Source organism: Streptomyces lydicus, assembly GCF_000717345.1.
Classification (GTDB): domain Bacteria; phylum Actinomycetota; class Actinomycetes; order Streptomycetales; family Streptomycetaceae; genus Streptomyces; species Streptomyces lydicus.
The window spans coordinates 1-13,653 of record NZ_JNZA01000072.1 but is presented as its reverse complement, the minus strand read 5'-3'; the positions used below and the strand labels follow the sequence as shown (position 1 = coordinate 13,653).

Here is a 13,653-nt window from a genome sequence, read left to right as displayed (position 1 = left end):
GGTGGAGGTGGGTGGGTGGGGGGAGGGCCCCCGGGGGGGAGGGGAAGCAGGAAAGCGATGGCGCATGGCGACCGAGAGCCACAGCCCGCATGGGCCGTACGCTGACCGGGTGACGAACTCGCACGCGGAGAACGCGCAGGACGGCCAGCACGGAGCGGACGTACCGGGCACCTCGGGTGCCCAGGGCGGCACGCAGGCACCCGACGCCCGCGGTGGGGGGCAGGGCACAGCGAGCGGAGCCGACAGCGGTCACCGCGACACCGGTCACCGCGACGACGGCCAGGTAGACGCTGGTCAGCCCGATGCCGGTCAGCCCGATGCCGATGCCGGTGACGGTGACGCTGGTCAGCGGGATGCAGGGGACGGCGCGCGTCAGGACGAGGGGACCCGGCGGCTGGCGAAGGCGGTACGGGCCGCGGAGCAGGCGCTGATCGAGTTCGAGATCGCGGTGGAGACCTTCCGGGTCGAGGTCGAGAACTTCTCCCGGCTGCACCACCAGCGGCTCGGCCCCATGTACGCGCGGCTGGACGAGCTGGATGCCCAGATCGCCGAGGCGATTGCGGCGCGGACCGGCGACCCCGAGGACATCCGGAAGGCGCGGGAAGCGCGGGCAGCGGTGCTGCCGATGCCGGAGGTGGAGGAGTTGTTCCACGGCTGGATGGGGTCGGAGGGGATCTTCCCGGAGGCGCAGGCGATGCTGACCGAGCAGTCGGTGCAGCCGCCGCAGAAGGTGCGGCCCAGTGAGGAGGCCCGCAAGGCGTACCGCGAGCTGGTCCGCAAGGCCCACCCCGACCTCGCCCGGGACGATGCCGAGCGGGCACGGCGGGACGAGTTCATCGCACGGGTCAACAGGGCGTACAGCCAGGGGGACGAGGCGGCGCTGCGCAGGCTGGCGCAGGAATGGGAGGCCGGTCCCGCGCCGGTCGAGGAGCGACTCAGCGAGAGTGAGGAGCTCTACGCCCGGCTGGAGTGGCTGGCCCAGCGCAAGGAGCTGCTGGCCGCCGTCGCCGCCGAGCTGGAGGAGAGCGCGATCGGCGCGATGATCAAGATGGCGCCGGAGGACCCGGACGCGCTGCTGGACGAGATCGCCGAGAAGCTGCTCGCCGATGTCGCCGAGCGCGAGGCTCACCTCGAGCAGCTGGTCGGGTAGCGTCGTGACTATGCAATTTGGTTCTGTACCCACCGTCGCTGTCGATGCGCTCTCGTCCGAGGACTTCCTTCTGGACGTGCGCGAGGACGACGAGTGGGAGGCGGGGCACGCCGAGGGTGCGCTGCACATTCCGATGAGCGAATTCGTCGCTCGCTACGGCGAGTTGACGGACGCGGCGCCCGAGAGCGGCAAGGTGTATGTGCTGTGCCGGGTCGGCGGGCGTTCGGCGCAGGTGGCGCAGTATCTGCTCCAGCAGGGCATCGATGCGGTGAACGTCGCGGGCGGTATGCAGGCATGGGAGGCCGCCGGCCGCCCGGTTACGGATGGCAAGGGCGGCTCCGGGACGGTCGTCTAGCCGGGCGCCGGGCTCACGGGCCTGGCCCTGGGATCACGGGCCGGGCATCGGGTGAGAACTCTTGGTCTGCTGAACTTGCTGATCCGGACCGACTGCCGCAGCCCACGGGCCACCAGCCATGGACATGGGCATGGGCACGTCACTGAGTCATTCAGTCGCACTCCGCGCCCGTAGTGCTGCCCCTCCACACCGCAAGCGCCCCGCTCACCCCAGCGGGTGGGCGGCCAACAGGTCGCCGAGCGCTTCCTCGTGGGCGGCGGCCGGGCCCAGTGAGAGTTCGAGCTGTTTGGCCCAGGCGTGGTAGCGGTGCAGGACGTAGTCCGTGTCGGCGCCGAAGCCGCCGTGCAGATGCTGCGCGGTCTGGACGACGCGGCGTACGCCCTCGGAGGCCCAGATCTTGGCGACCGCGATGTCTCCGGCGGGCGGTAGCGGGCCGGGGGTGTCGGTGGTGATGCGCCAGGCGGCCTGCCAGAGCGTGGCCTCCATGGCGCGTAGGTCGATGAAGCGGTCGGCGGCCTGGACGGCGACGGCCTGGAAGGTGGCCACCGGGAATCCGAACTGTTCGCGTTTGCTGGTGTAGTCGCTGGTCAGCGCCAGTACGCGTTCGCCGAGACCGAGGGCGAGCGCGCAGGTGCCGGTGGTCAGAACGTTGCGCAGCGACTCCCAGGCGGCAGGGTCGGCGATCACCTCGCGGCTGCTGAGCCGTACGCCGTCCAGTCGGACCTCGGCGAGTCGTTCGCCGCTGGTGGAGACCTGGTCGTCGAGCGTGACGCCGGGGTGCGTGCGCGGGACGAGGGCGACTACGGCGTGGCCGTCCGTGGCGTGGGCGGGCAGCAGGATCCGGTCCGCCGTCGCGGCCCAGGGGACGGCGGTCTGGGTGCCGGTGAGGAGCCAGTCGCTGCCGTCCCGGTGGGCTGCCACGGCGCGTTCGGCCGGTTCGTGGCCGGTGCGGCCGGTCGCGGCGACGGTGACGACGAGCTCCCCGCCGGCGATGCCGGGCAGCACCTCCGCTCGCAGCGCCTCGGTCGCGTACTGCTGGATGGTGAGCGCGGCGGCGCCGGACTCCAGCAGCGGTACGCGCGCCAGCACCTTGGCCGATTCGCGCAGTACGAGGCAGAGCGCGATCGGGTCCAGGCCCGCGCCGCCGTGCTCGGGCGCGATGAGGAGGCTCAGCAGATCGGTGTCGGCGAGCTTGTGCCACAGGGCGCGGTCGAAGTCCTCGGCGACCGCCCCTGGGGTGAGTGCGGGGCTGGGCACGCTGTCCGGAACGACCCCCGAGAAGACGGCCCTTGCCGCTTCGACGGCGGCCTGCTGCTCCTCGGTGAAGGTGAAGTCCACTGGTCTGTCCTCCCGCGCGGCGCCTTCATCTGACGATGCGTCAAGGTAGAACAGGTTGCAGGAATTGGGAATGGCGGCGGTGGTGAAAGGTGACGGAGAGAGCCCGCGGGGCCGGGGGCGAGGTGGCTGCGGTAGGCGCAAGGGCGCAACGGCGTACGGGGTGCGGGGGGAAGTGAGGGGCGGCGGCCGACCCGACTTGCCGACCTGCCGACCTGCCGGCCTTCCGGGCGCCAGGCCGGTCTCAGCAGCCGCCAGCCGGCCCTCCACTTCCCGCCCGCTAACGGTCGAAGTCCAGCTCGACCTTCTCCGTAGCCGGGTGGGACTGGCAGGCCAGGACGTAACCGGCGTCGACCTCGTCGGACTCCAGGGCGAAGTTCCGGTCCATGCGGACCTCGCCGGAGACCAGGAAGGCGCGGCAGGTGCCGCAGACCCCGCCCTTGCAGGCGTACGGGGCGTCCGCGCGGTTGCGGAGCACCGCATCGAGCAGGGCCTCGCCGTTGTGGACCGGCCAGGTGCCGGAGCGGCCGTCGAGGGTGGCGGTCACCGTGCTGTGTGCGGGGGTGGCGGCAGCCGGGACGCTCGCGCCGCCCGCCCCGTTGTCTATGTGGAAGATCTCTTCGTGGATGCGGTGGCGGGGCACCTCCAGGGCGCGCAGCGCGCGCTCGGCGCCCTGGACCAGCCCGTAGGGGCCGCAGAGGTACCAGCCGTCGACGGAGTCGATCTTCAGTAGGGCCGGCAGGAGCGAGCGGAGCCGGGGCTCGTCCAGTCGGCCGGAGGGCAGGCCGGCTTGCTGCTCCTCGCGGGAGAGGGTGTGGATGAGCTGGAAGCGGTCGGGGAAGCGGTCCTTGAGGTCGGCCACCTCCTCCAGGAACATCGTCGAGGCCGCCGTGCGGTCGCTGCGGATGAGGCAGAAGCGGGCGTCCGGCTGCTGGGCGAGCAGGGTGGCGGCGATGGACAGTACGGGGGTGATGCCGCTGCCGCCGACGATTCCGACGAAGTGGCCGGGGCGCGGCGCGAGGGTGAAGCGGCCGGCCGGTGCCATCACCTCCACCGTGTCGCCGACAGCCAGTTCCTTGAGCGCGTACGTCGAGAAGGCGCCGTCCTCGACCAGGCGGATGCCCACACGCAGCACGGGCTCGTCGGTGGCCGGGGTGCAGATGGAGTACGTACGGCGGATCTCCTGGCCGTCGACCGTTCTGCGCAGTGCGATGTGCTGCCCGGGGGTGTGCCGGAAGGTTTCGCGCAGCTCGTGCGGGACCGCGAAGGTGACGGCCACCGCATCGTCCGTGAGCCGCTCGATCTCCCGCACCTGGAGCGGGTGGAACATCACAACTCCTTGAAGTGGTCGAAGGGTTCGCGGCAGGACTCGCAGCGGCGAAGTGCCTTGCAGGCCGTGGAGGAGAACCGGCTGAGCAGGGTGGTGTCGGTCGATCCGCAGTGCGGGCAGCGGATGGTGAGGTCGACGGTGACCGGTCCGCCGGCCGGCCCGGTGGGGCGCGGGGGCGCGATCCCGAATTCGGCGAGCTTGCGGCGGCCTTCGGCGGTGATCGCGTCGGTGCTCCACGGGGGGCTGAGGACCGTACGGACCTCGACCTCCGGGATGCCGTGGTCGTGCAGCACGCGCTCTATGTCGGCGGACATCGCCTCGATGGCGGGGCAGCCGGTGTACGTCGGCGTCAGGTCGACCTCGACGCGGTGCGGCGCAGTCATCCGCACCTCGCGCACCACGCCGAGCTCCGCGAGGGTGAGAACGGGCAGCTCGGGGTCGGGAACGGAGCCGGCGAGCGCCAGCAGTTCCGCTTCGAGGGCGGTGGTGGTCACCATGTCGCTCCCGGGTGGCTGCGGTGGAGGTGCTGCATCTCGGCGAGCAGCCGTCCGAACGGTTCGGTGTGGATGCCCTGGCGGCCCGCGCCCGCTGTCCAGGCCCCGCGCTGGGGGCCTTCCGGGATGGTGAGCGTGGCCTGGCCCAGGATGGCGGTGACGCGGGTCGTCCAGGCGTCGTGGAGGGTTGCCCAGGACACCGCTTCCAGGCCGTCGACCGGCTCGAACATCTCGCCGGTGAAGCCCCAGAGGGTGTCCAGGGCGCGCTGCATGCGGGTGTGGCTCTCGTCGGTGCCGTCGCCCAGCCGTATCGTCCACTGCTCGGCGTGGTCGCGGTGGTAGGCGACCTCCTTGACGGCCTTCCCGGCCAGCGGTGCCAACTCGCTCTCACCGGCGGCGAGGTGCTCGAACAGCAGCTCTTGGTAGGTGGAGAAGTAGAGCTGCCGGGCGATGGTGTGGGCGAAGTCGCCGTTGGGCTGCTCGACCAGCTGGAGATTGCGGAACTGCCGCTCCTCGCGGAGGTACGCCAGTTCGTCCTCGTCGCCGGCCAGGGACAGCAGGACCCGGGCCTGGCCGAGCAGGTCCAGCGCGATGTTGGCCAGCGCGACCTCCTCCTCCAGGACCGGGGCGTGCCCGGCCCACTCGCCCAGGCGGTGGGAGAGGATCAGGGCGTCGTCCCCGAGGGGCAGGGCCGGGGTGGCCGTGACGTTGATCAAAGGTGATGCACCCCGTCCGGGATCTCGTAGAAGGTCGGGTGACGGTAGGGCTTGTCGCCGGCCGGCTCGAAGAAGGAGTCCTTCTCGTCCGGTGAGGAGGCGGTGACCTGGGTGGAGGGCACCACCCATATCGAGACGCCCTCCGAGCGGCGGGTGTAGAGATCGCGGGCGTTGCGCAGCGCCATCTCGGCGTCCGGTGCGTGGAGGCTGCCGGCGTGGGTGTGCGACAGGCCGCGACGGCTGCGCACGAAGACCTCCCACAGCGGCCAGTCCGTGGGCCGGGTGGTCGTTTCCCCGGCGGTCGCGGTGCCTTCGGTGGGGCGTGGTGTCGTCATCGGACGGCCTTCCCGTGCTTGGCCGCGTGTGCGGCGGCTGCCTCGCGCACCCAGGCGCCTTCCTCGTGTGCCCGTCGGCGTTGGCTGATCCGCTGGTCGTTGCAGGGGCCGTTGCCCTTGAGGACCTCGCGGAACTCGGTCCAGTCGATCGGGCCGAAGTCCCAGTGGCCCCGTTCCTCGTTCCACGTCAGGTCGGGGTCGGGGAGCGTGAGGCCGAGGGCTTCGGCCTGGGGGACGCAGATGTCCACGAAGCGCTGGCGCAGCTCGTCGTTGGAGTGCCGCTTGATCTTCCAGGCCATGGACTGGGCGGAGTGCGACGACTCGTCGTCCGGCGGGCCGAACATCATGAGGGACGGCCACCACCAGCGGTTCACCGCGTCCTGCGCCATGGCGTGCTGGGCTTCGGTGCCACGGCTGAGGTGCAGCAGGAGTTCGTAGCCCTGCCGCTGGTGGAAGGACTCCTCCTTGCAGATGCGGACCATCGCGCGGGCGTAGGGGCCGTAGGAGCAGCGGCACAGCGGGACCTGGTTCGTGATCGCCGCGCCGTCCACCAGCCATCCGACGGCGCCGACGTCGGCCCAGGTCAGCGTGGGGTAGTTGAAGATCGAGGAGTACTTCTGGCGGCCGGAGTGGAGCTTGTCGAGCAGCTCGTCGCGGCTCGTGCCCAGGGTCTCGGCGGCGCTGTAGAGATACAGGCCGTGGCCGGCCTCGTCCTGGACCTTCGCCAGCAGGATCGCCTTGCGGCGCAGTGACGGCGCGCGGGTGATCCAGTTGCCCTCCGGCTGCATGCCGATGATCTCGGAGTGTGCGTGCTGCGCTATCTGGCGTACGAGCGTCGAGCGGTAGGCGTCCGGCATCCAGTCCCGCGGCTCGATGCGCTCGTCCGCGGCAACGGTGGCGTCGAACACGGCCTCGTGGGCCGTCTCCTCCGGCGCGATCGTCGTCATGTGGTGCCCCCTCGCTCCCGACCGACCGATCGTTCGGTTCAATGGTGAGTGGGCGGACCGCGGGTGTCAAGCCTGTGGATAACCCGGGTGAGGGTGTGCCCGGTGCGGCGCGTAGGTACGGTTCCGGAGCGGGGTTGGCCGCATGGATTCTGGGAACGGGGCGGGAATGCAGTCATACGGGGACGAAACGCGGCCACTGGCCGCGCTCTCGCTGCCCTCGCGGATCGTCATAGGAGTGGCGGCCTGTGCCGTCGCCGTCATCGTCGCGATCCATCTCGCGATGATGTTCCTGCACGTCGCGCCGTCGAACACGCTCAGCAAACAGCAGGGCGACCTGATCAGCGAGTACGTGTATCCCGAGTACGAACAGAACTGGAAGCTGTTCGCGCCCAATCCGCTGCAGCAGAACATCGCGGTCCAGGTCCGCGCGCAGCTGCGCACCGAGGACGGGACCTCGCGGACCACCGGGTGGACCGATCTGACCGCCCGCGACGGCCAGGCCATCCTGCACAACCCGTTGCCCAGCCACACCCAGCAGAACCAGCTGCGGCGAGGCTGGGAGCTCTTCGTCAACTCCCACAACGCGCAGAACCGTCCGCTCGGCCTGCGCGGCGAGATGGCCGAGCGCTACATCCGGCGGATCGTGATGCTCCGGATGAGCGAGGAGTGGACGCGGGCCGGTGGCCGGATCGACCGGGTGCAGGTCCGTTCGCAGACGACGCCGGTCAGCCCGCCGCCGTGGAGCACCGAGAAGATCAGCAACAGGCCCGTGTACCGAGTGCTGCCCTGGTGGCAGGTCACCGCAGCCGACGTGCCCGAGGGGGCGAAGATCCAGTGACGTCACCGACGCCGCAGCAGCCGCCGCGCACACAGAGCGCACCCCCGCCGCAGACCACGGAGCCGACCGACGTGCCACAGCAGGCGCAGGCATCTCAGGAGCCCGAGGCGCCCCAGACACCCGCCACGTCTCCCGCCGCCCCCTACGAGGAGACCCGTATCGAGCGCGCCATCGGGCGGGGCTTCGGGCGCGCCACCGGGCGGGCGCTGGCGCCGTACCAGACCGCCGTGATCCGGATCGGCTTCTCGGCGACCTGGCTGCTGTTCCTGCTGCGTGAGTGGCCCAACCGGGCGAATCTCTACGGGCCCGAAGGGCCGTGGAGCACGGACATGGCGCGCCAGCTCCTGGACACCAACCACGCCTTCTCCGTGCTGCTGTGGTCCGGGAGCCGGGGATGGTTCGAGTTCGTCTACTTCGTGGCCATCCTGGCCGCCGCCGGGCTGATGCTCGGCTGGCGCACCCGCACCATGTCGGTGCTCTTCATGCTCGGCGTGATCTCGCTGCAGAACCGCAGCATCTTCATAGGGGACGGCGGCGACAACGTCATCCACCTGATGTCGATGTATCTCGTGCTGACCCGGTGCGGGCAGGTCTGGTCGCTCGACGCGCGCCGTGCCAAGCGGGCCGAGGCTGCCGGGACGGCCGCTCCGGGCCGTGACCTGACCGGTGTCGTCCTGTGGGCCGTGCTGGGCCTCGGCCTGGCCGTCGCCCAGCTCAGCGGCGGCCACGGCCTCACCTGGTTCGGGCACGGCCCGTTCCCGCACATCGGCTGGAGCCTGGTGCTGTGGGGCCTGTGGGCCACGCACGGCCTGTGGTGGGCGGTGCAGCGGCACGCCCCCGGGGAACCGCGCGTCGTGCTGGACACCCTCGCGAAGCTCGCCCACAACGGCGCCCTGCTGGTGATCATGGTGGAGGTCTGCCTGATCTACGCCACCGCCGGCTGGTACAAGATCCAGGGCACCCGCTGGCAGGACGGCACCGCTGTCTTCTACCCGATGCACCTGGACTACTTCTCCCCCTGGCCCGCGCTGTCACAGCTGCTCGGCAGCAACGGCGTGATGATCATGCTGATCACCTACGGCACGGTGATCGTCCAGGTCGCCTTCCCGTTCACGCTGTTCAACCGGCGGCTGAAGAACGTGCTCCTGGTCGTGATGATCTGTGAGCACCTCTCGATCGCGATCCTGCTGGGCCTGCCGTTCTTCTCGCTCGCGATGATCGCGGCGGATGCGGTCTTCCTGCCCACGAACTTCCTGACCTGGCTTTCCGGACACGTCTCCGGCCTGCGTGAACGCCTCTTCTCGCGGGGCGGGACGGCCACTGCGGACGGTGCGGCCGGGGGCGGTGAGCCGGAGGCCCGTACCGACCACTCCGGCGGTGGCCATACGCTCGTGGGGTGAGCAGCGAGAAAACCGCCCCTGACGAGCCCCTCCAGTACGACGAGGGCTACGGGACCCGGATCGGTGTCGGTCCGCACCCGGAGCCCTGGCCGCAGGGCGCCCACTACGACCCCGAGCTGCTCGCGCACGGCGACCGCCGCAACGTCGTCGACCGGTATCGCTACTGGACGCGCGAGGCGATCGTCGCGGACCTCGACACCCGGCGCCACGACTTCCACGTGGCCGTCGAGAACTGGGGCCACGACTTCAACATCGGCTCGGTCGTCAGGACCGCGAACGCCTTCCTGGCCAAGGAGGTGCACATCGTCGGGCAGCGCCGCTGGAACCGCCGTGGCGCGATGGTGACCGACCGCTATCAGCACGTCCGCCACCACCCGGACACCGCGGACCTCACAGCCTGGGCCACGGCCGAGGGGCTGCCGATCATCGGGATCGACAACCTCCCCGGCTCCGTGCCGCTGGAGACGACAGCGCTGCCGCGACGCTGTGTGCTGCTCTTCGGGCAGGAAGGGCCGGGCCTGACCGAGGAGGCACGCCGGCACGCCTCGCTGGTCTGCTCGATCGCGCAGTTCGGCTCGACCCGCTCGATCAACGCAGGGGCCGCTGCCGCCGTCGCCATGCACGCCTGGATCGGGCGGCACGCCCGGATCGAGGGCCCGGAGGCCGTCTGACGGGCGCCACGGCCCGTCCGCCGGGCCCGGGAAAGCCTCCCGGGCCCGCGCTCAGCCCGGTCACGCCTGCCGTCGCACCTCCACCGTCCGGAAGCGGTTCGCCACGAACGCGCCGTCGCAGAGCGCCGCATTGGCCGCGGGGTTGCCACCGGAGCCGTGGAAGTCCGAGAACGCCGCGGTCTGGTTCACATAGACGCCGCCGGTCAGGTTCAGCGACAGCTGGGCGCACTCCTCCAGGCAGGCGTCCTCGACCAGTTGCTCCACCTCGGTGGAGGTGGTGTACGCGCCGACCGTCATGGCTCCCTTCTCGCGGACCGTGCGCCGCAGCAGATCCACCGCGTCGGCCGCCGTGTCCACAGCCACCGCGAAGGACACCGGGCCGAAGCACTCCGACAGGTACGCCGCCTCGGAGTCCGGCTTGGCGCCGTCCAGCTTGACGATCACCGGCGTACGGACCGTGGCCCCGGGGAACTCGGGATTGGCCACCTCGCGAGAGGCCAGCGCCACCTCGCCCAGCCCGGCGGCGGCCTCGATCCGCTCCTTGACCTGCGGATTGACGATCGCGCCCAGGAGCGCGTTGGCACGCGCGTCATCGCCCAGCAGACCACTGACCGCGCCGGCGAGATCGCTGACGACCTCGTCGTACGACTTCGGTCCGGCGTCCGTCGTGATGCCCCCGCGGGGGATCAGCAGGTTCTGCGGGGTGGTGCACATCTGGCCGCTGTAGAGGGACAGCGAGAAGGCGAGGTTGCTGAGCATGCCCTTGTAGTCATCGGTGGAGTCGATGACGACGGTGTTGACCCCGGCCTTCTCCGTGAAGACCTGCGCCTGCCGGGCGTGCGTCTCCAGCCAGTCGCCGAAAGCGGTCGAGCCGGTGTAGTCGATGATCCGGACCTCGGGGCGGACGGCCAGCGTCTTGGCCAGGCCCTCACCGGGCTTGTCCACGGCCAGGCACACCAGATCGGCGGGGAAGCCGGCGTCGTCGAGTACCTCGCGGGCCACCTTGACGGTCAGCGCCAGGGGCAGGACGGCCCGCGGATGCGGCTTGACCAGCACCGGGTTGCCGGTCGCCAGAGAGGCGAACAGTCCCGGGTAGCCGTTCCAGGTCGGGAAGGTGTTGCAGCCGATCATCAGGGCGATGCCGCGCGGTACGGCCGTGAAGCTCTTGGTCAGCTCCAGCGGGTCGCGCTTGCCCTGCGGCTTGGACCACGGCGCCTGCCCCGGGGTGCGCACCTGCTCGGCGTACGCGTACGCCACCGCCTCCAGGCCGCGGTCCTGGGCGTGCGGCCCACCCGCCTGGAACGCCATCATGAACGCCTGCCCGCTGGTGTGCATCACGGCCTGCGCGAACTCATGGGTGCGGGCGCTGATCCGCGACAGGATCTCCAGGCACACCGCCGCGCGCGTCTCCGGGCCCGCGTCCCGCCAGGCGGGGAGCGCGGAGCGCATCGCCGGCAGCAGCACGTCCACATCCGGGTGGGGATAGCTGATGCCCAAATCCGGTCCGTAGGGCGACACTTCCTCGCCCGCCCAGTCGTCCGTACCGGGCTGGTCGAGCTCGAAGCGCTTGCCTCGCAGTGCCTCGAACGCGGCCAGGCCGTCGGGCGCGGCGCTCTCGCCGTACGCCTTCGGGTGCTCGGGGTGCGGGGACCAGTACGCGCGGGTGCGGATCGCCTCCAGCGCCTGGTCGAGAGTCGGGCGGTGCTTCTCGATCAACTGCGCTGCGGTCATTTCGGCGGCCATCGATGACCAACTCCTCGTCGAGCCGGGCGGAGGGTGGATAAGGGCTGGGAGTGGACAGGGCAACAGAGTTAGAGTAACCGAACGATCGGTCGGGGCAAGAGGGTCCGGCCAGCCTGTGGAAAAGTCGGACGGGGAGGATCAGCTGGCATGACGGCACTCGGGACCAGCAGCACCGTGGCAGTGGTGGGCACCGGCACCATGGGACAGGGCATCGCGCAGGTGGCGCTGGTCGCCGGCCATCGCGTACGCCTCTACGACACCGCCCCCGGGCGCGCCCAGCAGGCGACCGAGGCGATCGCCGGACGGCTGGACCGGCTCGTGGAGAAAGGCCGGATTCCGGCGGAGCAGCGGGACGCCGCCCGTGCGCGCCTCTCCCCCGCCGCCGACCTCGTAGAGCTCGCCGACGCCGCGCTGGTCGTCGAGGCGATCCTGGAACAACTCCCCGCCAAACAGGAGCTCTTCGCGGCCCTGGAGGACGTCGTGACGGCCGACTGCCTGCTGGCCACCAACACCTCCTCGCTGTCCGTGACCGCGGTCGCCGGCCGGCTGCGCCATCCCGGCCGCTGCGTGGGACTGCACTTCTTCAATCCCGCGCCGCTGCTCCCTCTGGTCGAGGTGATCAGCGGCTTCGCCACCGAGGAGGCGGCCGCCACCACCGCGTACGACACCGCCGCGGCCTGGGGAAAGAAGCCGGTGCGCTGCGCCGACACCCCCGGCTTCATCGTCAACCGCATCGCCCGCCCCTTCTACGCCGAGGCACTGCGCGCCTACGAGGAGCGCACCGCCGACCCCGCCACCATCGATGCCGTGCTGCGCGAGGGCGCCGGCTTCAAGATGGGGCCGTTCGAACTGACCGACCTCATCGGGCAGGACGTGAACGAGGCGGTCACCCACTCCGTGTGGCAGGGCTTCTTCCAGGACCCGAAGTTCACCCCCTCCCTGGCGCAGCGCCGGCTGGTGGAGTCGGGGTTGCACGGCCGCAAGACGGGACGCGGATGGTTCGACTACGCCGAGGGCGCCCACCGGCCCGAGCCGCGCACCGCCGAGCCCCGGCCCGCCCCGGAGGCCGTCGCCGTACACGCGGGGTTGCCCGGGCCCGCGGCGGTGCTGCGGGAGCTGATCGAGGAGGCGGGCATCAAGGTCACCCCCGACCACACACCGGGGGAATCGGAGGGCTTCATCAGGCTCCCCGGAGGAGCGCGCCTCGCGCTGACCAACGGCTGTCCGGCGACGGGCGTCGGGTACGAGAAGTGCATCCGCTTCGATCTCTCGCTCGACTACCGGGCTGCCACCCGGGTCGCCCTCGCGGCCTCGGCCAGCTGCTCCGAGGAGGACCTCGCGGAGGCGATCGGGCTGTTCCAGGCGCTGGACAAGCAGGTCAGCGTGATCGAGGACGTCCCAGGCATGATCATCGCCCGGACCGTCGCCATGATCATTGACTTCGCCGTGGACGCGGCGGCCCGCGAGGTCGCGTCGCCCGAGGACATCGACACAGCCATGCGGCTGGGGGTGAACTATCCCGGCGGCCCCATGGAGTGGGTCGAGCGGCTCGGCGCCCACTGGGTGTGGGACCTGCTGGACTCGATGCACCGCCACCACGCCGGCGCACGCTACGTACCGTCCTGGGCGCTCCGGCGCCGTGCGGACCTCGAGGAATTGGTGCTCTAATCATGACCATGGCCAAGCGCGACACCTATACGCCTGATTCGCTGCTCGCGGTCGCCGTCGAGGTGTTCATCGAGCGCGGCTACGACGGCACGTCCATGGAGCACCTCTCCAAGGCGGCCGGTATCTCGAAGTCCTCGATCTACCACCACGTGCGCAGCAAGGAAGAGCTGCTGCGGCGCGCGATAAGCCGGTCCCTGGACGGCCTGTTCGGTGTGCTGGAGGAACCGGGTGCCGTCCAGGGGAGGGCCATCGAGCGGCTGGAGTACGTCACCCGGCGCGTGGCCGAGGTGCTGATGGACGAACTTCCTTACGTGACACTGCTGTTGCGGGTGCGCGGAAACACGGACACCGAGCGGTGGGCCATGGAACGCCGCCGGAAGTTCGACCACGAGGTCGCCGATCTCCTCAAGCAGGCCGCCGCCGATGGTGATCTGCGGGACGACGTGGACCTCCGGCTCGCCACCCGGCTGCTCTTCGGCATGATCAACTCGATTGTGGAGTGGTACCGGCCGGGCCGCGGGGGCGCGGCCAGCCGTGACGAGGTCGCCGAGGCCGTGGTGCGGACGGCGTTCGCGGGGCTGCGGAAGGTCTGAGGGGCGGGGTTCGCTGGGAGCTGTCTCTTATACACATCTGACGCTGCCGACGATCTACTCTGTGTAGATCTCTGTGGT

The 13,653-nt window shown here is 70.7% G+C and carries 14 protein-coding genes; 7 read left to right on the top strand and 7 right to left on the bottom strand.

Annotated features, from left to right (window positions below):
* The first annotated feature begins 109 nt into the window (after positions 1 to 109).
* Together OO62_RS35720 and OO62_RS35715 are read left to right on the top strand one after the other, a co-directional pair.
* Positions 110 to 1,150 carry a J domain-containing protein gene (locus tag OO62_RS35720; RefSeq protein ID WP_077194798.1) on the top strand — a complete coding sequence of 347 codons (1,041 nt, stop codon included), beginning with the start codon at positions 110 to 112 and terminating at the stop codon, positions 1,148 to 1,150.
* Between the two features lie 10 nt (positions 1,151 to 1,160).
* Positions 1,161 to 1,505 (top strand): rhodanese-like domain-containing protein, encoded by a 345-nt coding sequence (locus OO62_RS35715; protein ID WP_033271896.1) that lies wholly within the window; start codon positions 1,161 to 1,163, stop codon positions 1,503 to 1,505.
* Between the two features lie 204 nt (positions 1,506 to 1,709).
* Here OO62_RS35715 and OO62_RS35710 read toward each other — a convergent pair whose 3' ends face one another.
* From OO62_RS35710 to paaA, 6 genes are all read right to left on the bottom strand, one after another.
* Positions 1,710 to 2,843, bottom strand: coding sequence for an acyl-CoA dehydrogenase family protein (locus OO62_RS35710; RefSeq protein ID WP_033271893.1), 1,134 nt, complete (start codon positions 2,841 to 2,843; stop codon positions 1,710 to 1,712).
* A gap of 277 nt (positions 2,844 to 3,120) precedes the next feature.
* Positions 3,121 to 4,170 carry a 1,2-phenylacetyl-CoA epoxidase subunit PaaE gene (gene paaE / locus OO62_RS35705; protein ID WP_033271892.1) on the bottom strand — a complete coding sequence of 350 codons (1,050 nt, stop codon included), beginning with the start codon at positions 4,168 to 4,170 and terminating at the stop codon, positions 3,121 to 3,123.
* Positions 4,170 to 4,667 carry a 1,2-phenylacetyl-CoA epoxidase subunit PaaD gene (gene paaD, locus OO62_RS35700; RefSeq protein ID WP_033271891.1) on the bottom strand — a complete coding sequence of 166 codons (498 nt, stop codon included), beginning with the start codon at positions 4,665 to 4,667 and terminating at the stop codon, positions 4,170 to 4,172. The genes paaE and paaD overlap by 1 nt, the downstream gene beginning before the upstream one ends.
* Positions 4,661 to 5,377 (bottom strand): 1,2-phenylacetyl-CoA epoxidase subunit PaaC, encoded by a 717-nt coding sequence (gene paaC / locus OO62_RS35695; RefSeq protein ID WP_033271895.1) that lies wholly within the window; start codon positions 5,375 to 5,377, stop codon positions 4,661 to 4,663. The genes paaD and paaC overlap by 7 nt, the downstream gene beginning before the upstream one ends.
* Positions 5,377 to 5,715, bottom strand: a complete 339-nt coding sequence (gene paaB, locus OO62_RS35690; protein WP_078617539.1) for a 1,2-phenylacetyl-CoA epoxidase subunit PaaB — start codon at positions 5,713 to 5,715, stop codon at positions 5,377 to 5,379. The genes paaC and paaB overlap by 1 nt, the downstream gene beginning before the upstream one ends.
* Positions 5,712 to 6,662, bottom strand: coding sequence for a 1,2-phenylacetyl-CoA epoxidase subunit PaaA (paaA, locus tag OO62_RS35685; RefSeq protein ID WP_033271890.1), 951 nt, complete (start codon positions 6,660 to 6,662; stop codon positions 5,712 to 5,714). The genes paaB and paaA overlap by 4 nt, the downstream gene beginning before the upstream one ends.
* Before the next feature lie 166 nt (positions 6,663 to 6,828).
* On the opposite strand from paaA, the gene OO62_RS35680 reads away from it, so the two are divergent.
* Genes OO62_RS35680 through OO62_RS35670 form a run of 3 tightly spaced genes read left to right on the top strand, consistent with a single transcriptional unit; the run spans position 6,829 to position 9,571 of the window.
* Positions 6,829 to 7,500 (top strand): DUF5819 family protein, encoded by a 672-nt coding sequence (locus OO62_RS35680; RefSeq protein ID WP_033271889.1) that lies wholly within the window; start codon positions 6,829 to 6,831, stop codon positions 7,498 to 7,500.
* Entirely contained in the window at positions 7,497 to 8,900 is a 1,404-nt protein-coding gene (locus OO62_RS35675) for an HTTM domain-containing protein (protein WP_033271888.1), read from the top strand. Before OO62_RS35680 ends, OO62_RS35675 begins: the two co-directional genes overlap by 4 nt.
* A complete protein-coding gene (locus OO62_RS35670; protein ID WP_033271887.1) occupies positions 8,897 to 9,571 on the top strand; it encodes a TrmH family RNA methyltransferase in 675 nt (224 codons plus the stop codon). Before OO62_RS35675 ends, OO62_RS35670 begins: the two co-directional genes overlap by 4 nt.
* Positions 9,572 to 9,631: 60 nt before the next feature.
* On the opposite strand, the gene paaN is transcribed toward OO62_RS35670, so the two are convergent.
* Positions 9,632 to 11,314, bottom strand: coding sequence for a phenylacetic acid degradation protein PaaN (gene paaN / locus OO62_RS35665; protein WP_033271886.1), 1,683 nt, complete (start codon positions 11,312 to 11,314; stop codon positions 9,632 to 9,634).
* Between the two features lie 147 nt (positions 11,315 to 11,461).
* Here paaN and OO62_RS35660 point away from each other — a divergent pair, with 147 nt between their 5' ends.
* The gene (locus tag OO62_RS35660) at positions 11,462 to 12,982 is read left to right on the top strand and encodes a 3-hydroxyacyl-CoA dehydrogenase (protein ID WP_033271885.1); all 1,521 of its coding nucleotides are present in this window, start codon (positions 11,462 to 11,464) and stop codon (positions 12,980 to 12,982) included.
* A gap of 2 nt (positions 12,983 to 12,984) precedes the next feature.
* Positions 12,985 to 13,575, top strand: a complete 591-nt coding sequence (locus OO62_RS35655) for a TetR/AcrR family transcriptional regulator (RefSeq protein ID WP_033271884.1) — start codon at positions 12,985 to 12,987, stop codon at positions 13,573 to 13,575.
* The last annotated feature ends 78 nt before the right edge of the window (positions 13,576 to 13,653 follow it).